Genomic DNA, 18991 nt, shown 5'->3' with positions numbered 1-18991 from the left:
CCCTTGGGTGCCGGGCGTTGCAGGTTCGCCCCATGCTCGCAGGTGCGCAATGCATCTTCGCCGGAACGACGCGGCACATCACGATTGGAAACAACATGGACCGTCTGCAATCGATGCGCGTTTTCGTCAAAGTCGCCGACAACGGGAGTTTTGCCCGTACGGCCGCTCAGATGGATCTGTCCGCCGCTGTGGTGACCCGCCACGTCGCAGAACTGGAATCGCACCTCGGCGTTCGCTTGCTCAACCGCACCACCCGCAGCCTGTCGCTCACCGGCGCGGGGCAGGTGTATCTCGAACGTTGTCGGCAGATCATCGACGAAGTCGACGAGGCCGATGCCCTGATCTCTAGCGCGTCGCGCGATCCGAAAGGTACGCTGAAGGTCGTCGCGCCTGTGTCGTTCGGTTTGCGTAACCTCGCACCGCTCATCAAGAAGTATCAGGAAATGCACCCGAAGGTCGTGGTCGACCTCACCCTCACCGATCGCGCGATCGATCTGGTGGAAGAGGGCTACGACTGCGGCATTCTGCTCACCCGCATGATCAACAGCGAAAGCCTGATTTCGCGTGTGCTCGCCGAGACGCGCGTGATGCTGTGCGCTTCGCCTGCCTATATCGCCGAACACGGTGAGCCGGTCACCCCGCAGGAACTGAGCGAGCATGGCGTGCTGGGCCTGCCCAACGACTTTTGGAGCGACGACCGCGTGTTCTCCGGCCCGGACGGCGAAGTGCGCGTGCGGGTGCAGAACAAATTCATCTGTAACAACACGGCACTGCTGCGTCAGTCGGTGCTGCTGGGGCATGGCATTGCGTTCTTGCCGTCGTACCTCGTCGGTAACGACGTGCGCGATGGCGACTTGGTCGCGCTGCTGCGCAACTTCACGCAAACGCCGATCGACGTCTCGCTTGTCTACCCGAGCCGCAAGTATTTGTCGGCCAAGACGCGCGGCTTCATCGACCTGACGGTCGAGTACTTCCGCCAGAACGAAGGCATTTCGGCCGCCGAGCGCTGGGTGCCGCCCAAGCTCCCGTCGCCGACCACGCCGAACGCCGAAATCCCGGTGTAACGACGCCGCGCCCGCCCGGATGTCCCGGATGTGGCGGGCGGTGCCTTTCAGCACCCGAAAAGCCAAACGGCCACTCCCGCGAGGAAGTGGCCGTTTTTCATTGACCCCGTGGGGTCAGTGAACGAACAACTGGCAATCAGAACGGCGGATCGTCGTCTTCGAAGCCGTTGTCAGCGGCAGCCGATTTGGCCGTCGCAGTCGTCGACTTGGCGGCAGCTTTCTTTGCCGGGGCTTTCTTGGCAGCCGCCTTCTTGGCCGGTGCCTTGGCGGCGGCGGTCTTGCGTGCCGGTGCGGCAGCCTTCTCGTCACCCGCGTCGCCTTCGGCATCGCCTGACTTGGCAGCCGTCTTCTTCGGGGCCTTGGCCTCGAATTCAAAGCCGATCTTGCCGTCCTTCTGCTGCGCCAGATAGGCCTTGAAGTTGCGGCCCGTGCGCGACGACTTGAAGTTCGTCAGCAGGTCGGTCTTGCCTTCGGTGAGCAGCTTGTGAATCTGCTCGCGCGAAATTTCCTGCTGCAAAATCACCTTGCCCGACGTGAAGTCGCACGACTTCGGGTTGGCAACAGCGTTTTCGCACACGTAGCGCATGCCATGTTCGAACACGCGCCCACCGCACTTCGGACACTTGCCCACCGGCTCCTGACCCGTGAAGTCCGGCGCTTCGCCGTCTTCGTCGCCGTTGTCCTGACCGAAGTCGAACTCGAGCTTGTAGCCCATCTCGTCGTCGGGCGAGAGCTTGAGGATCGCCGAGAACGGACGGCCCATCTTGCTGCGGAAACCCGACAGCGGCCCGATCGTCTTGTTCTTGAGCAGCTCTTCGACTTCCGGAATTTCGAACTGACGTCCGCCCGGAATCTTCGAGATCGAGAAGCTGCAATTCGTACAGGCGAAACGGCGGTAGTTCTCTTTGACCACGCCGCCGCAATGCGGGCAGGGCGTGCTAAGCGTCGCGTAATCGCCGGGAATCGTGTCCGAGTCGTATTCCTTCGCGCGCTTGACGATGGTCTGCGTCATTTGCGCGATTTCGTGCATGAACTCGTCACGCTTGAGGCCGCCGCGCTCGATTTGCGAGAGCTTGGCTTCCCATTCGCCGGTCAGTTCGGGCAGCGTCAGTTCGTCCACGCCGAGTCCGCGCAACAGCGTCATCAACTGGAACGCCTTGGCGGTCGGATGCAACTCGCGGCCTTCGCGCACGAGATACTTTTCCGTCAACAAGCCTTCGATGATGGCCGCGCGCGTGGCTGGTGTGCCAAGACCCTTGCCCGCCATGGCTTCGCGCAGTTCGCCGTCTTCGACGAGCTTGCCCGCGCCTTCCATCGCCGAGAGCAACGTGGCTTCGCTGTAGCGTGCAGGCGGCTTCGTTTGCAAGCCAACCGCCTCGACCTTGTCGACGCCGACCTTCTCGTCCTTGGCAACCGGCACGAGCGTGGGGGCGTCTTCCTTGCCGTCCTTGTTGTCCTTCGCGTCGCTGGCCGCTTCCTTACCGTAGATGGCGAGCCAGCCCGCTTGCGTGAGCACCTTGCCTTCGGTCTTGAAGTGATGGCCGACCACTTCCGTGATCCGGGTGGTCACCTGGTACTCGGCGGGCGGGAAGAACACGGCCAGGAAGCGCTTGACCACGAGGTCGTACAGCTTCTGCTCCGGCTCGGACAGGTTCTTCGGCGCTTGCAGCGTCGGGATGATTGCGAAGTGATCGCTGATCTTGCTGTTATCGAAGATCCGCTTGTTCGGCTTGACCCAGTCCTTAGCCAAAACTTGGCTCGCGAACTGGTGATAGTTGTTGCTCTCCTTGAGTACCGCCATCGTTTCTTTGACGGTCTCGAGGTAGTCTTCCGGCAGGGCGCGCGCGTCGGTACGCGGGTACGTCAGCACCTTGTGCTTTTCGTACAGGGCCTGTGCCAGACCGAGCGTGTTCTTTGCAGAGAAACCGAACCGGCCGTTGGCCTCGCGTTGCAGGCTCGTTAAGTCGAAGAGCGCGGGCGAGAGTTGCGAAGTCGGCTTCGACTCTTCCGTCACCGTCCCGTGCTTGCCGCGCGTGGCCGCCACGACCGATTCGGCCGCCGCCACGCTCCACAAGCGCGAGTCGCGCTGTTCCGGATCGAATTCGTTGCGCTTGAACTTCGGGTCGAACCAGCGGCCTTCGTAGAAACCGGCCGCGCAGACGAACTCGGCACGCACTTCCCAATAGTCGCGCGAGACGAACTTGCGAATCTTCTCTTCGCGCTCGACCACGATCGACAGCGTGGGGGTTTGCACCCGGCCCACGGTCGTCAGGAAGAAGCCGCCACCCTTGCTGTTGAAGGCGGTCATGGCGCGCGTGCCGTTGATACCGACCAGCCAGTCGGCTTCGGCACGGCTGCGCGCGGCATCGGCCAGCGGCAACATGTCGTTGTCGGAGCGCAGGCGCTTGAAGCCGTCGCGAATCGACTGCGGCGTCATCGATTGCAGCCACAGACGCTGCACCGGCTGCTTCGCCTTCGCATGCTGGGCAATCAGACGGAAAATCAGTTCCCCTTCGCGCCCCGCGTCACACGCATTGATCAGCACGTCGATATCTTTGCGCTTGATCAGCTTGGTGAGCACCTTCAGGCGCGATTCGCTCTTGGCGATCGGCTTGAGGTCGAAGTGGGGGGGAATCACGGGAAGGTTGGCGAAGCTCCACTTGCCGCGTTTGACTTCATAGTCTTCCGGCGCGCCGATTTCGACGAGGTGGCCAACCGCCGACGAGACGACGTATTCGTCGTTCTCGAAGTACTCGTCATGCTTGGTAAAGCCGCCCAGCGCCCGCGCGATGTCATTCGCGACAGACGGTTTCTCGGCAATGATCAGAGCTTTTGACATGACGTTAGGTAATGTTGAGGGGGTGTCGCCAAGCGACATTCGTTGGCTTTATAACATATAGCGAATCCGGCGTTGCCGTCGGATCGGGCACAAGGCGGCCCTGAAAGCGGCACATCATAAGCGCGTCGCAGGCCGGCGGCAAGGCCACCGGTACCCGCAGAGAGTGCGCGCCCGTCACCCAAGCAGATGGGCGCGTAGCGCAGGCGCTGCCACGCGGGTGTCGCCCAGCACGCCAGCGTCGAGCATGCGCTCGAGAATGCCGATGGCAGGCAGCAGCGGCCCGAAAAAACGGGCTTCTTCGCCGGTTTGCTGTGCGTCCTGCACAAGAAGGGTCGGAAAGTTCTCGATATCGTGATCGTCCAGCCAGTCGGCATGCGTCTCGATGTCCACCCAGACGAAACACAAGTGCGGATGGCTTGCCGCCAACTGCTCGAACGCCTCCCGATACTCCCGACAAGTGCCGCACCACGCCGCGCACAGACAAGCCACCAGTCGCGTGCCGTCGCCGGCCAGCGCCGTAGCAAGAGTGGAACGATCGGCGACAGGGTCGAGAACAGGCATGGTGTTGGGTTGTCTGGGGTGTCGGGTGAATTTTCGGAACAAGGCCGGCTAGACCGGTCTGCGCGGGGGCACGTTGTCATGCGGCCGTCATGCGCGAGTCTCACGCGTCAAACCTCACGCGTCAAACGGACAAAGCACGCGCCCGGTGCCCGGGCGATCCAGCCGTCGAGTTCGAGCACGCTCAAGTGCTGGAGGACCGTGACGATGTTCAGTCCGGTGCGAACACGAAGCGTGTCCGCGCTCGATGGATCATAACCCAGCGCTTCCAGAATCGCTGCGGCAGGCGGTGACAGGCCGGTCGTCGGTAAGCTGGCGGGGGATGAACGCTTGTCTCGGCTGACGGTGGGGCGCCCGGCGAGACGCGCCGCGGTGACCTTGCTAAGGCCACCCTCCGGTGATGAGGTCGCCACGTTCCCCGGCGTATTCGTCGACACATCCTCGGCAGTGGGCACCCGCTTTCCGGTCAGGCCGAGGGCTTCGAGCACGTCCTCGGGCGACGTGACGAGGGTCGCGCCGTCGCGAATCAATGCATGACACCCGGTGCTTTGCTGGGCATGGATCGAGCCGGGCACGGCGAGGACATCGCGGCCCAGTTCACCGGCCAGCCGGGCGGTGATGAGCGAGCCGGACTTTGTCGCGGCCTCCACGACGAGGGTGCCCCGCGCCAGTGCGGCGATCAGCCGGTTGCGTTGCGGGAAATGCGATGGCCGGGGCGGTGTACCGACGGGAAACGCCGACATGACGAGGCCGTTGGCGGCGCACCCGATCCGTTCGGCCAGTGAGCGGTTGCGCGACGGATAAACGAGATCCGGGCCGGTGCCGACGACCGCGCACGTTCCGCCGGGGGTGTTCAGCGCCCCGTCGTGGGCCGCGGCGTCGATGCCCGCCGCAAGTCCCGAGACAACGGTGACGCCTGCTTCGCCCAGCCGCCGCGCGAAATGCCGTGCATTCTCCCGCCCCTGCGGCGATGCGAGACGGCTGCCGACGATCGCCACCGACGCTGCCCCGATGCGATTGGGAAGATCGATATCCCCACGGCAATAAAGCATGGGCGGCGCGTCGCCAAGGTCGAGCAACGCACGCGGATACGCAGTGTCGGCCAGCGTCAGTACGGTGCAGCCGGGTTGCGCTGCCCAGTCGAGCGTGCGTGCGATCAGATCGGCGAGTTCCGGTGACGGGCGCGTCAGCAGGCAGGCGACGACATCGCGCGGTAAGACCTCGGCGAGTTGTGCCGGGTCGGTGCGGAAGATGACCTCGGGCAGCCCGAACGCCTTCAGCAAACGCCGCACAGCGGCGCGCGGTACCCGGGGTGCGGCGCACAGCCGCAGCCATGCCTTGATATCTTCCGCGGTTGCCCCGACTTGAGAACTATCGATGCAGGCGTGCGCCGCGTCACTGCGGTCGATGGGTTTCACGCCGTTAGCGGCAGCAGAAATATCGTGGCGAAGCCCGTCCGGCACGGAAAGTGCGGTGCCGCCCGTCAGCGGTGAGAGGGGCGCTGTGCTAAAATTTTTCATCATCCGGTAAGCATTGACCGGGGGGCCAAGGCTGGCGAAGCCTGCGGCGCGTGTGTCGCGACGCGTTTCGCCATCGCTCGATTGTGAGTTGGCGTGCGCCCCGATGGCAATGCGGCGATATCCCGTTTTCACCATGGCATTACTGAACATTCTTCAATACCCCGATCCGCGTCTGCACAAAGTGGCCAAACCCGTGGCCCAAGTGGACGATCGCATCCGTCAACTCGTCAAAGACATGGCCGAGACCATGTACGACGCCCCCGGCATCGGCCTCGCGGCCACGCAGATCGACGTTCACGAGCAAGTCATCGTGATGGACCTGTCGGAAACGCGTGACGAACTTCGCGTGTTCATCAATCCGCAGATCGTGTGGCGCAGCGACGAGCAGAAAGTCTACGAAGAAGGCTGCCTGTCGGTGCCCGGCATCTATGACGAAGTCGAACGTGCCGACCGTGTGCGCGTGCGTGCGCTCGACGAGAACGGCGAGAAGTTCGAACTCGACGCCGACGGCTTGCTCGCCGTGTGCATTCAGCACGAGATGGATCACCTCAAAGGCAAGGTATTCGTCGAATACCTCTCGCCGCTCAAGCGCAACCGCATCAAGCAGAAGATGAAGAAGCAGGTCGAGCGCGCGTAATCCCGGCGGGCCCTGCGGCCCCATCGCCGCCTGTGGATCCCCCCTCGGTTTTCGAGGCATCCACCGCTATGGGCGAACCACGAAGTCATCTATACTTGCAGCGATTTTTGAGCCGGCCCTGGCCCGAAACCCCGCTGCGACGGCGCGTCTACAGGACGTTTACCGTCGGGCGCAACCCGATTGGTTTGCCTGGATGTCCACCGTCATCGCCTCGTCGTCGTCCCGCACGCGCAAGATTTATTGGCTGAGCGCCGCGCTCCTTTTCGCGTTCCTGCTGGCAGGATTGTTCGACCGTGATCCCTGGAAGGCCGACGAACCGTACTCCGTCGGCATGGTGCTCAACTTCTTCCGCGGCCACGACCTGATCGTGCCGCGCGTCGGCGCCGACCCGTTCGTCGAGAAGCCCCCCGTCATGTATTGGACCGGCGCGATCTTCGCGCGCCTCACGTCCGCTGTGCTGCCTGTTTTCCAAGGCGCACAGCTGGCCGTGCTGGCGTGGCTGTTGATTGCCGTGTTTTGCGTGGCCCGGCTGGCGCAGCGTCTGCATGCGCCCGCGGCGGCAGCCGACGCGGGCATCGCTACCAAATTCAACTGGCTCGCGCCCATGCTGATGGTGGGCAGCTTCGGGGCCATCGAAAACATTCACAAGCTCACCGCCGACGTGCCGCAAATGGCCGGCGCTGCCCTGGCGCTCGTCGCACTGGCGCGGCTGGCGAGACCGACGGCGACGTCGTGGCGTTGGGGCTTGCTGCTCGGCACGGGTGCCGGGATTGCCTTTCTGAGTAAGGGGTTGCTTGTCCCGGGCGTACTCGTGCTCACCGCGCTAGCTGTGTTCGCTGTGCCCGCCTACCGCACGCGTCGCTACGCAGCGGCCCTAGGCTGGGCTGTGTTGGCGGCGCTGCCTTGGGTGGTCATCTGGCCAGCGCTGTTCTGGCGCGCATCGGAGCCGCTCTTTATCGAATGGTTCTGGGACAACAACTTCGGCCGCTTTTTCGGCTTCGTCCATCTGGGCGGCGAGCGCAAATCGTATTGGAGCGACTTCCGCAGCTTGCTGGCGTTGACATTCCCGGCAGGCTGGCTCGCGGTAGGGGCATTAGTCGCACAACTGCGTGAGCGCCGTGACGGTAATGACGGCGGCAACAACACGATGCGTGGTCGTCTGTGCCGCTTTGTGACCGAGCGCCCCGAACTGGCCATGCTGTGGCTGTACGTCGTGCTGTTCGTGCTCACACTCGTGACGTCGTCCGCCATTCGCGACATCTACATGTTGTCGATCTTCCCGGCGCTGGGTGTGCTGGGCGCCGGTGCGTGCCTGCCGAAGTGGCTGGAGAAGACATGGTCGATCGTCGCGCTGGTGCTCATGAGCGTACTCGGTGTATTCCTCTGGGTGCGTTGGGGGCTGCAACTTGGCGGGCATGGGCACGTGGCCGCCGGTCCGATCGGAAAATGGCTGCCGCTCGACTATGTGCTGCCGTTCTCGCCCGGGCTGGTGTTGGGCGGGGTGATCGTCGCGGCGCTATGGGTAACGGCTATCATCTATCGTCGCCAACTCGGCGCGCTGGTGTTCGGCTTCGCTGGCTTGCTGTTCGTGTGGGGTACGCTCTCGACACTGCTGCTGCCATGGATCAACGAGGCACGCAGTTACCGCACGCCGTTTGTCGCGATGATGAAATCGTTCGTCGACGCGGGCGGAACACTGAATGGCACCTGCGTGGGTTCCTTCAATGTTGGGGAGTCGGAGCGGGCGATGCTCGATTACTTCGTGTCCATTCGTCCCGTGCAATTGCCGAGTCTGAATGCGGCGTCGCAGTGCCGGGTGTTGTTGGTGCTCGACAAAGCCGCCGCGCGTATCGACGCCCCCGACGGGTGGCGCGAGGTCTGGCAGGGCGGCCGTGCAGGCGATACGAACGAGCGCTTCCGGTTGCTCGTCTCCCCCGAATTCAGCTTCACGCCGCTCAGCCGCTACGCCACTAAAAAGCCTTAAGCAGGACGCAGGAGAAAGTTCGTCATGACGCTTCGTATCGTATTCGCCGGCACGCCGGAATTTGCACAAACCGCGCTGGCCGCCATCGATGCGGCGGGTTTTCCTGTCGAACTGGTGCTCACCCAACCCGATCGTCCGGCGGGTCGCGGCATGAAGCTGCAAGCCAGCCCGGTCAAACGATATGCCGAAGCGCACGGTATGCCGGTCGCGCAGCCGCCGTCGCTACGTCGCAACGGTAAGTATCCGGAGGCCGCCGCGGCGGCAATCGAGCAACTACGCGCGCTGGCCCCCGACGTCATGGTCGTGGCCGCATACGGTCTGATTCTGCCGCAGGAAGTGCTCGACCTGCCGCGCTACGGCTGTCTGAACATTCACGGATCATTGCTGCCGCGCTGGCGTGGTGCGGCGCCGATTCACCGCGCGATTGAAGCGGGCGACGCCGAGACTGGCATCACCATCATGCAGATGGATGCGGGCCTCGACACCGGCGCGATGATTCTGCGCGAAGCCGAACCCATCGCTCCCGACGACACCACCGCGACCCTGCACGACCGCATGGCGGCGCTGGGCGGCAAATTGATCGTCGACGCGCTGCGCCAACTGGCCCGCGACGGCAAATTGCCCGCCGAGCCTCAGCCTGAGGCGGGCGTGACCTATGCTGAGAAGATAGCCAAGCAGGAAGCGGCGCTCGATTGGCGCCGTCCGGCCGAAGCGCTGGCGCGTCAGGTGCGGGCGTTCGATCCGTTCCCTGGCGCGTTGGGTACGCTGCACGGCACGGCCGTGAAGCTGTGGCGCGCAAGTGCGGTCGCCGGCAAAGCCGGTGCAACGCCGGGCACCGTGCTCGAAGTGAGTGCTAACGCGGTGGTCGTCGCGTGCGGCGAAGGCGCGTTGAGCGTGACGGAATGCCAAAAACCTGGCGGCAAGCGACTGCCAGTGCGCGAATTTCTCGCCGGATTTGCCATTGCGCCAGGCGATACCTTCGACGCGGCACCGGCTGTCGACGCCTGACATCGGCGCGACAAATGCGGGTTTTATTCTTCAAAATGCACTAAAAGACCCGGAAACGTCGGCGAAAGCGTCTGCAAGCTGCGGTAACCGCGTGGAAATACCCCTGAATTTGCACGCAGGCATTGAATTTTCGATGCGCTGCCTCATCTAACGCCCGAGGACACGCAAAGTGCGTGGCATCCTCAGGTCACCCAGATTTGCAGAGGAGAACACCATGTTCAATTGGATGAAGACCACCCTGCTGATGGCGGCCATCACCGCGTTGTTCATGGTGGTGGGCGGCATGATCGGCGGCAAGCAGGGCATGATGCTCGCGCTGGCGTTTGCGCTCGCGATGAATTTCTTTTCGTACTGGTTCTCGGACAAGATGGTGCTGCGCATGTACAACGCGCAGCAAGTCGACGAGACCAGCGCACCGCAGTTCTACAACATGGTGCGCGAGCTTTCGCAGCGGGCGGGCTTGCCGATGCCGAAGGTGTATCTGATCAATGAAGATGCCCCTAACGCCTTCGCGACCGGCCGCAATCCGGAGAATGCCGCCGTGGCGGCCACCACCGGCATCTTGCGCGTGCTCTCCGACCGGGAGTTGCGTGGCGTGATGGCGCACGAGCTGGCCCACGTGAAGCACCGCGACATTCTGATTTCCACCATCTCGGCCACCATGGCCGGTGCGATCTCGGCGCTCGCCAACTTCGCGATGTTCTTCGGCGGACGCGACGAAAACGGCCGTCCGACCAATCCGATTGCGAGCATTGCCGTGGCGATTCTCGCGCCGCTGGCCGCGTCGCTGATTCAGATGGCGATTTCGCGTGCTCGTGAATTCGAGGCCGACCGGGGCGGTGCAGAAATTTCAGGCGACCCGCAGGCGCTGGCGGCGGCGCTCGACAAGATTCATCGGTACGCACAAGGCATTCCGTTCGCGGCCGCCGAGCAGCACCCGGCCACGGCGCAGATGATGATCATGAACCCGCTCTCGGGCGGCGCGATTGCCAACCTATTCTCGACCCACCCGGCGACCGAAGAACGTATCGCGCGCCTGATGGAAATGGCGCGCACAGGGCAATACCCGGCCTAAGTGGGGCAGGCCGCCGGCCGTATCGCCGCGTTCTGCGGGTTGCCGTGGGTCGGCAGACAGTCTGCTATCCTGTCGCCCGACAGCCGTCCGATAGCCTCACATGCCCGCCGTCGCGCGGGCATGTTCGTTTGTAGAATGCCCATGCCGCAACCCACTCTGCCCACCGAATCTCTGGCGTACGCGCTGCAACGTGCCGCGCAAGCCCTCGAATCTGTCCAGAAGGGCATGGCGTTACCGCAGGCGCTCGCACAGGCCACCACGCAGTGCCCCCCGCCCGCTCGCGCCGCCGCGCAGGATCTCGCCTACCGCTCGGTGCGCCGTCTTGGCAGCAGCCGCGCCTTGTTGGCCGTGCTGGTCAAACCCGCGTTGCAAGCCCGCGTGCGCGACATCTTGTTGTGCGCGCTTGCGCTGCTGCAAGATGCCGCCGAAGACGCTGCGTACACCGAATTTACCGTCGTCGATCAGGCCGTCGAAGCCATTGCCGCACAACGCCGCACGGTCGCCGCGAAGGGGCTGGCCAATGCCGTGTTGCGCCGCTTCCTGCGCGAGCGCGAGACCTTGATGGCGCAAATCGCCAGCCAGCCCGAAGCGCGTTGGAACTACCCCGCATGGTGGATCGACACCGTGCGCGCCGCGTATCCCGATGAGTGGCAGGCGTTGCTCGAAGCCGGTGACAGCCGTGGCCCGATGACCCTGCGGGTGAACACGCGTCGCGTCAGCGTGGCCGAGATGCAGGCCAAACTGTCGCTCGCCGGCATGGAATCCGAAGTGATCGGTCCGGTGGCGCTGCGCCTCGCGCAGGCCGTGCCGGTGGAGCGGTTGCCCGGTTTCGCCGACGGCTGGGTGTCGGTGCAGGACGCCGGTGCGCAGTTGGCCGCGCCGCTCGTGCTCGGCGAAAACCCGCGCGCAGGCATGCGCGTGCTGGATGCTTGCGCTGCGCCCGGCGGCAAGACCGGTCACCTGCTGGAGATGGCCGACGTGCAGGTCACGGCGCTCGAGTCGGATCGCACGCGCGTACCGCGCATCTATGAAAATCTCGAACGCCTCGGGCTCGCTGCCGACGTGCGCATCGGCGATGCGGGCACGCCGTCGAAGTGGTCGGGCGGCGGCTGGGACGGTGTGCCGTTCGATCGCATTCTGGCCGACGTGCCGTGCTCGGCGGCGGGCATCGTGCGCCGTCATCCGGACATTCGTTGGCTGCGCCGTGCCGACGACATCCCGGCGTTGGTGGCCGAGCAGCAGCGCATCTTGCTGGCGTTGTGGGACACGCTGGCGGTTGGCGGCGAACTGATCTACGCCACGTGCTCGATCTTCCCGTCGGAAAACGAAGCGCAAGCCCAGTGGTTTGAACGGGTTCGCACAGATGCGGTACGATTGGACGCTCCCGGGCAACTGCTGATGACCCCCGGCGGTGCCCACGACGGTTTCTATTACGCTCGCTTCCAGAAACGGTGACTTTCTCCCAACGGCTACTGGCCTGCCTGCTGCCGCTGCTGTGCGTTGTTGCGCTCGGCTTTGCGGGGCCGGCACGCGCCGACAACGAAATTCAGGTGCGCGAAGCCCGGCTCGAACCCTCCGAGGGGGGCTGGACGCTCGACGCGCGCTTTGCCTTCGAACTTAACGGTAGCCTGGAGGACGCGGTCAATCGCGGCGTCTCCCTCTACTTCACGACCGACTTTGAGCTCACGCGATCGCGTTGGTACTGGTTCGACGAGAAGGTCGTCACCAGCTCGCAAAGCGTGCGGCTGTGGTTCCAGCCGCTCACGCGTCAGTACCGTGTGTCGAGCAATAACGGCAACAGCAGCAACAGCGGCCTGCAACTTGGCTTCGGCTCGCTGCGCGAGGCGCTGGCGCTGGTGCGCAACGTGAGCGGCTGGCGTGTGATCGACAAGGGGGTGGTCAAGCCCGGCACGCAGTATCAGGCGTCGGTGCGCATGCGTCTCGACAATGCCCTCATGCCTAAGCCGTTCCAGATCGATGCCGTGAACAACCGCGACTGGAATTTGAGTTCCGATTGGGCGCGCTTCCTCTTTTCTCCGCCGCAGCCACCCGCCGCAGCCAGCTTGCCGGGTCCGGCCAGTGCCATGGCGTCTGCGGCACCGGCGGCGACGCCGACGCCCGCGTCGGGCACGGCTTCGAGCCTTTCGTCGAGCCTCTCGACGGGCATCGTGCCCACGAATGCAGCGCCGTCGATCCCGATTGCCCTCATCGCGTCGCCGACGGATGATGACGCCGCCGCAAGCTCCGACGTGCGGCTCATCGGCCGTCTGCCGCTGGCGTTCAGCGCGGCATTGCCGCCAGGGGCGTCTCGTGTCAAGTAACGGCGGCGGCGGCCTGCTCAAGCGCATTGTCATTCGCACGCTGATCGTCACGATGGCGCTGGTCGCCATCGGGCTGTTCGGCCTGCTCGCGCTTGCGTCGGCCAACACGGAATTCTTCGATCGCTACTATTCGCTGCTCTATACCGCGAACATCGCGGTGGCGATCATCTTCATCTTCATCGTCGGCGCGCTGATCTGGATCATTCTGGTGCGCCTGCGTCAGCGGCGCTTCGGCACGCGACTGCTCGCCAAACTCGCGATCTTCTTCGCACTGGTGGGGGTGCTGCCCGGCGGCATCATCTATCTGGTGTCGTTGCAGTTCGTTTCGCGCAGTATCGAGTCGTGGTTCGACGTGCGTGTGGAGACCGCGCTCGACTCGGGGCTCGAACTCGGCCGCGCCATTTTGAATAACGGACTGTCCGATCTGAGCGCCAAGGCGCAGCTCGTGGCCGATAACCTGACGGCGAGCGGCGACAAGGGCGCCACGCTCACACTGCTGCGCATGCGCGATCAGTTCGGCTTGCAGGATGCGACGATTGTCGACGGTAACGGTCGTGTGCTGGCGTCCGCATCGGGCAACTTCAATGCGCTGGTACCTGACTTGCCCACGCCGCTCATGTTGCGTCAGGCTCGCACGCAATCGCGCGGCTACACCGCTATCGAGGGGGGCAGCGAAGGCTACGACACGCACAACTCGAACGACCAGTTGCGTTGGCGTGTGGTGATGCGCATTCCGTCGGGCTTTACGTCGTCGTTGCAAGACGAAGAGCGTTTCCTGCAAGTCACGCAACTGGTGCCCGTGAATCTCGCGCAGAATGCCGAGGCGGTGCAGAGCGCGTATCGCGAATATCAGGAAAAGGCGCTTGGCCGGACCGGCTTGCGCAAGATGTATATCGGCACGCTGACGCTTTCGCTGTTTCTCGCCACCTTCGTGGCCATGATGCTGGCGTTGGCGCTGGGGAGCCAGTTGGCGCGTCCGTTGTTCCTGCTCGCGCGCGGCACGCAGGAGGTGGCGGCTGGCGATCTCTCGCCCAAGGGCGAAGTGCGCACCAACGACGAGTTGGGCTTTCTCACGCAGGCGTTCAATGCGATGACGCGTCAGCTCTCCGATGCGCGTGCCACGGTTGAGCGCAACCGACTGGCGCTCGAAAGCTCGAAGGCTCACTTGGAAAGTATCTTGTCGAGTCTGACGGCCGGGGTCTTCGTGTTCGACCGCGATTTCCGTCTGACGACGGCCAACGCGGGCGCCGAGCGCATCTTCAAGCAGAGTTTTCAAGGCGAGCTGAACCGCTCGCCTGCGCATATTCCGGCGCTTGTCGAGTTTGGCGAGACCTTGCGCCGCGCATTCGCCGATCGCGATGCCAACGCCGACCTCGGTCCCGGCGGACACTGGCAGCAGCAAATCGGTTTGACGCTGCCCGGCGAAACCGATTCGGTGACCTTGCTCGTGCGCGGCTCCCATCTGCCGGAGCCGACGATGGCGGTGGCGGGTGTGCCCACGCGCTCGGGCGGCGGGTACGTGGTGGTGTTCGACGACATCAGCGATGTGATTTCCGCACAGCGCTCGGTGGCGTGGGCCGAAGTGGCAAGGCGTCTTGCCCACGAGATCAAGAATCCGCTCACGCCGATTCAGCTCTCGGCGGAGCGCTTGCAGATGAAGCTATCGGACAAGTTGCCACCCGCTGACGCCGAGGTGTTGCGCCGCGGTGCGACGACCATCGTCAATCAGGTGGCGGCGATGAAGCGCATGGTCGACGACTTTCGCGATTACGCGCGGTTGCCGCCGGCCATCATGCATTCGCTGCAACTCAACGAGTTGATCGGCGAGGTGTTGACGTTATACGGTGTCGACGAAGGGCGCGGGGCGATCCGTCCCTACCTCGGTGCAGATCTGCCGGAAATACGCGGCGACTCGACGCAATTGCGCCAGGTTATTCATAATCTGCTGCAAAATGCTCAAGATGCGGTGAGCGGAACCGAAAACCCTCTTATCACGGTGGAAACGAAGACAGTAGAATACGCAGGAGCGGACGCGCATCCCGGAGAACCGAAACGCACGGCAGTGCGTCTGACGATCACGGACAATGGACCGGGCTTCCCGGCGCGCATCCTGACCCGCGCATTTGAACCGTATGTGACGACCAAGGCAAAGGGCACCGGGCTCGGGCTGGCGATGGTCAAGAAGATCATCGACGAACATCAGGCGCGCATCGACATCCGCAATCGCACATTGCCTGAAGGCGAGGGTAGTGCGGGAGCGCAGATCTCGATTTTGTTTACTCAATTGGCTGACGACCAGGATCTGTCGCGCAACAAGCCGACAGAACACACGAAGGTAGCGTAAATGGCAACCATTTTGGTGGTGGATGACGAAATGGGAATCCGGGAGCTGCTCTCGGAGATTCTGAGCGACGAGGGGCATGTCGTCGAGGTGGCGGAGAACGCACAGGAGGCTCGCGCCTATCGTGCGGCGCATACCCCCGACCTCGTGCTGCTCGACATCTGGATGCCCGATACCGACGGCGTGACATTGCTCAAGGAATGGGCGGCACAGCAACTGCTGACCATGCCGGTCATCATGATGTCGGGCCACGCGACCATCGATACCGCCGTCGAGGCGACCAAGATCGGTGCGCTCAACTTCCTCGAAAAACCGATTGCCTTGCAGAAGTTGCTGCAAGCGGTCGAGCAGGGACTCGTGCGCGGCAAGCGCGACGCTGCCGGCGGTGCGCCGAGCGCGTTCGATGCCGCGGATGACGATCTCGAAACCGGCGTGTTCGGCGAGAGCGAGCCGCGCCACACGGCGGCAGGTCTTAACGGCACGGCTGTGCACGCCCCGCTGGGTGGACACGATGTCGACGGCAGCGTGAGTGCCGGTGGCAGCGGACTGGCCGCCGACATTTCTTTCGACGTGCCTCTGCGTGAAGCCCGCGACGCTTTCGAGCGCGCGTACTTTGCTTATCACCTGGCGAAGGAACACGGCAGCATGACGCGTGTGGCCGAGAAGACGGGGCTGGAACGCACGCACTTGTATCGCAAGCTCAAGCAACTGGGTGTCGAGCTTTCCAAGAGCAAGACCTGACACGACAAACGGGATTCCGGCGTCCCCGGGAGACCGACGCGCAATTCCCGCAGGTTTTTTCGACAAAGGGCTTGCGAAAATCACGTGGGGTCTCTATAATCGCTTTTCTCTTGGCCCGGTAGCTCAGTTGGTAGAGCAGCGGATTGAAAATCCGCGTGTCGTTGGTTCGATTCCGACCCAGGCCACCAAATTCGAAGGGCTTGCGCACAGCGCAAGCCCTTTTTGCGTTTCACGGAAACGCTCCCGGATGACGGGTATAACGCCCCGCTGATATCGCGTTATCCACGTGACCTCCCGCACGCGGGCTGCCCCGGTGGCCTGAATCGCGTGCCCGGCCCCCGTCGTCCTGACGGCGAGGGCGATACTGCTAGCGCATGATCATGACGACAAGCACCGATTCCGCTCTGGTCCTGTTCTCCGGTGGACAGGATTCGACCACTTGCCTCGCGTGGGCGCTCTCGCGCTATGCGCGCGTCGAGACGCTGGGCTTCGATTACGGCCAGCGTCACAGCGTCGAGCTGGAGTGCCGCACCGACGTACTCGCCAAATTGCGTGAACGTTTTCCGCAGTGGGCGCCGCGCATGGGTGACGATCACATGATCGATCTGTCGATTCTCGGCCAGATCAGCGAGACCTCGCTCACGCGCGAGACCACCATTGCGATGGCGGCCAATAACTTGCCGAACACGTTCGTGCCGGGCCGTAATCTGCTGTTCCTGACCATCGGTGCGACCATCGCCTATCGTCGTGGTTTGCGCGTGTTGGTGGGCGGTATGTGCGAGACGGACTTCTCGGGCTACCCCGATTGCCGCGACGACACGATGAAGGCGTTGCAAGTCGCGCTCAATCTGGGCATGGACCAGCGCTTCATCGTCGAGACGCCGCTCATGTGGATCGACAAGGCCGACACGTGGCAAATGGCGCAGGACCTCGGCGGCAACTTGCTCGTCGAGACCGTGCGTGAAGACACGCACACGTGTTATCTGGGCGAGCGCAGCGTGCTGCACGCATGGGGCTATGGCTGTGGCGAATGCCCGGCGTGCCAATTGCGCCAGCGCGGCTACGAGCAGTGGCAGGCACGCAATCAGGCAGATCGCGATCAAACGCGCGGCGCTGCCTGACTTTTCAAGAACCAATCGAGAGCATCATGACGTACGCGGTTAAGGAAATCTTCTACACCTTGCAGGGCGAGGGCGCGAATGCCGGTCGCCCGGCGGTGTTTTGCCGATTCGCAGGTTGCAACCTGTGGACCGGTCGGGAAGAGGACCGTGCCGACGCCGTGTGCCAGTTCTGCGATACCGAATTTGTCGGCACCGATGGCGAGAACGGCGGCAAGTACCGCACGCCAGCGGACCTCGTCGCACAGATCGTGGCATTGTGGCCGGAAGGTGACCGTGCGCACCGTTTCGTTGTTTGCACGGGCGGTGAGCCGCTGCTGCAACTCGATGCACCGTTGATCGACGCGCTGCATGCCGAAGGTTTTCGCATTGCTGTGGAGACGAACGGCACGCAGGTGGTGCCGGACGGTATCGACTGGGTGTGCGTGAGCCCGAAGGCCGATGCCGAACTGGTGGTCACCCGTGGCGACGAACTGAAGGTGGTCGTGCCGCAAGATCGTCAGCGTTTGGCCGCTTACGAGACGCTCGACTTCACGCACTTTTATCTTCAGCCGATGGATGGTCCGCTGCGCGACACCAACACCAGGCTGGCGATCGATTACTGCAAGTCGCATCCGCGCTGGTCGCTGTCGATGCAGACGCACAAATACCTGAATATTCCCTGAGCCGTTGCCGTGATTACGATTACCCGGAAACTTGAATTCGATGCGGGCCACCGCATTCCCGATCACCGCAGCCAGTGCCGCAATCTGCACGGGCATCGCTATGTGCTCGAGATCACGCTCGCCGGCGAAGTGAGCCGCGAGAGTGGCGCGTCGGACAACGGCATGGTGATGGATTTCGCCGATGTGAAGGCGCTGGCCAACGAGCATCTCGTCTCGGTCTGGGACCATGCGTTTCTCGTGTACGAAGGCGATGCGGCTGTGCGCGATTTTCTGGCGACGATGCCCGATCACAAGACGGTCGTGTTCGATCGTGTGCCGACGGTCGAGAACCTCGCCGCCGCCGCCTTCGACAAACTGAGCGGTGTGTTCGATGCGCATTACGGCCGCGATCTGCGACTGGTGCGCCTGCGTTTGTACGAGACGCCGAACTGCTGGTCGGAAGTGACGGCGTAACGCGCGCTAGCGTTATCGCGTCGATCCTCACGCATCAAAGCCCGCCGGACGTCACGTTCTGCGGGCTTTTGTTTTTCTAGGACACCGGTCAGCACGATAGCCGCAGCAAGCTATCATGCGGATTGCACACCGTAACTCCTAGGGGACAACTCAAATGAAATCGTTTCTGCGCGGCTTGTTCGCCGCTTTGCTGTTGACGGCTTTTGCCTTGCCTGCCACGTCGGCGTTCGCGAAAGACAAGGTCGTGTACCACATCAATGACGCGGACAGCCAAGCCATTGCCGGGCTGCGCAATATTCGCAATCAACTCGATACCGTGCCGGATACGGAAGTGATCGTGGTTGCGCACGCGAAAGGCGTCGATTTCCTGATGAACGACTACAAGGCGAAAGACGGCGTCGATGTGGCGAGCCTCGTGACAGGCCTGCATGCCCGTGGCGTGAAGTTCGAGGTGTGCGAGATCACCATGAAGCAACGCAATCTGACCAAGGATCAATTCGTACTCGATGCGGACTTCACGCCGTCCGGTGTCGTCGAACTCACGCGTCTTCAGCAGAAGGGCTACGCGTACATCAAGCCGTAATTCGAAGACACAACGAGCACTGCTGAAAGCCACACCCCGAAGCACCGGAGATCGAGCCGGTTTTCGGGGTGTTTTTCATGGCGC

General features: G+C 63.3%; 15 protein-coding genes, 1 tRNA gene and 1 pseudogene. 14 read left to right on the top strand and 3 right to left on the bottom strand.

The genetic code is table 11. The annotated features are described in order from the left end of the window. Nucleotides 1-95 precede the first annotated feature (95 nt). On the top strand, nt 96-1064 hold the full coding sequence (locus ACPWR9_RS04445) for a LysR family transcriptional regulator (RefSeq protein WP_426296298.1): 969 nt from the start codon (nt 96-98) through the stop codon (nt 1062-1064). A 136-nt stretch (nt 1065-1200) separates the two neighbouring features. Here the strand turns inward: ACPWR9_RS04445 and ACPWR9_RS04440 are convergent, their stop codons facing one another. The 3 genes from ACPWR9_RS04440 to dprA form a co-directional block, all read right to left on the bottom strand. Next, a complete protein-coding gene (locus ACPWR9_RS04440; protein ID WP_426296299.1) occupies nt 1201-3903 on the bottom strand; it encodes a DNA topoisomerase III in 2703 nt (900 codons plus the stop codon). A gap of 174 nt (nt 3904-4077) precedes the next feature. Then, nucleotides 4078-4464: a thioredoxin family protein gene (locus ACPWR9_RS04435; protein ID WP_426296300.1), complete on the bottom strand. Its 387-nt coding sequence runs from the start codon at nt 4462-4464 to the stop codon at nt 4078-4080. A gap of 107 nt (nt 4465-4571) precedes the next feature. Further along, nucleotides 4572-6131: a DNA-processing protein DprA gene (gene dprA, locus ACPWR9_RS04430; protein ID WP_426330718.1), complete on the bottom strand. Its 1560-nt coding sequence runs from the start codon at nt 6129-6131 to the stop codon at nt 4572-4574. Between dprA and def the strand changes: the two genes are divergently transcribed. From def to ACPWR9_RS04365, 13 genes and pseudogenes are all read left to right on the top strand, one after another. After that, a complete protein-coding gene (gene def / locus ACPWR9_RS04425; RefSeq protein WP_150679585.1) occupies nt 6115-6618 on the top strand; it encodes a peptide deformylase in 504 nt (167 codons plus the stop codon). The two genes, dprA and def, sit on opposite strands and share 17 nt — an antisense overlap. 193 nt (nt 6619-6811) lie before the next feature. After that, nucleotides 6812-8602 carry an ArnT family glycosyltransferase gene (locus ACPWR9_RS04420; protein WP_426296302.1) on the top strand — a complete coding sequence of 597 codons (1791 nt, stop codon included), beginning with the start codon at nt 6812-6814 and terminating at the stop codon, nt 8600-8602. 24 nt (nt 8603-8626) lie between these two features. Continuing rightward, the gene (gene fmt, locus ACPWR9_RS04415; RefSeq protein WP_426296303.1) at nt 8627-9610 is read left to right on the top strand and encodes a methionyl-tRNA formyltransferase; all 984 of its coding nucleotides are present in this window, start codon (nt 8627-8629) and stop codon (nt 9608-9610) included. Between the two features lie 214 nt (nt 9611-9824). Further along, nucleotides 9825-10685 (top strand): zinc metalloprotease HtpX, encoded by an 861-nt coding sequence (gene htpX / locus ACPWR9_RS04410; RefSeq protein ID WP_150679588.1) that lies wholly within the window; start codon nt 9825-9827, stop codon nt 10683-10685. 120 nt (nt 10686-10805) lie between these two features. Then, the gene (gene rsmB, locus ACPWR9_RS04405) at nt 10806-12140 is read left to right on the top strand and encodes a 16S rRNA (cytosine(967)-C(5))-methyltransferase RsmB (protein ID WP_426296304.1); all 1335 of its coding nucleotides are present in this window, start codon (nt 10806-10808) and stop codon (nt 12138-12140) included. Then, nucleotides 12137-12721: pseudogene (locus ACPWR9_RS04400) on the top strand (DUF4390 domain-containing protein); the annotation flags it as partial. The gene rsmB and the pseudogene ACPWR9_RS04400, both read left to right, overlap by 4 nt. A gap of 337 nt (nt 12722-13058) precedes the next feature. Then, nucleotides 13059-15350: an ATP-binding protein gene (locus ACPWR9_RS04395; RefSeq protein WP_426296624.1), complete on the top strand. Its 2292-nt coding sequence runs from the start codon at nt 13059-13061 to the stop codon at nt 15348-15350. Then, nucleotides 15351-16088 carry a response regulator gene (locus tag ACPWR9_RS04390; protein ID WP_426296305.1) on the top strand — a complete coding sequence of 246 codons (738 nt, stop codon included), beginning with the start codon at nt 15351-15353 and terminating at the stop codon, nt 16086-16088. It abuts the gene before it with no gap. Nucleotides 16089-16200: 112 nt separating this feature from the next. After that, nucleotides 16201-16276, top strand: a tRNA-Phe gene (locus tag ACPWR9_RS04385). Between the two features lie 186 nt (nt 16277-16462). Further along, on the top strand, nt 16463-17209 hold the full coding sequence (gene queC / locus ACPWR9_RS04380; protein ID WP_426296306.1) for a 7-cyano-7-deazaguanine synthase QueC: 747 nt from the start codon (nt 16463-16465) through the stop codon (nt 17207-17209). Nucleotides 17210-17235: 26 nt separating this feature from the next. After that, complete coding sequence (queE, locus tag ACPWR9_RS04375) at nt 17236-17871, top strand: 7-carboxy-7-deazaguanine synthase (RefSeq protein ID WP_426296307.1); 636 nt, start codon at nt 17236-17238, stop codon at nt 17869-17871. Nucleotides 17872-17880: 9 nt separating this feature from the next. After that, nucleotides 17881-18324, top strand: a complete 444-nt coding sequence (gene queD, locus ACPWR9_RS04370) for a 6-carboxytetrahydropterin synthase QueD (protein ID WP_426296308.1) — start codon at nt 17881-17883, stop codon at nt 18322-18324. 154 nt (nt 18325-18478) lie between these two features. Next, nucleotides 18479-18907, top strand: coding sequence for a DsrE family protein (locus ACPWR9_RS04365; RefSeq protein WP_150679594.1), 429 nt, complete (start codon nt 18479-18481; stop codon nt 18905-18907). The last annotated feature ends 84 nt before the right edge of the window (nt 18908-18991 follow it).

The organism is Pandoraea pneumonica (assembly GCF_049918595.1).
GTDB classification, from domain to species: Bacteria; Pseudomonadota; Gammaproteobacteria; order Burkholderiales; family Burkholderiaceae; genus Pandoraea; species Pandoraea pneumonica_A.
Note: the sequence above shows the minus strand (reverse complement) of the source record. Positions and strands in the feature narration are given on the sequence as shown.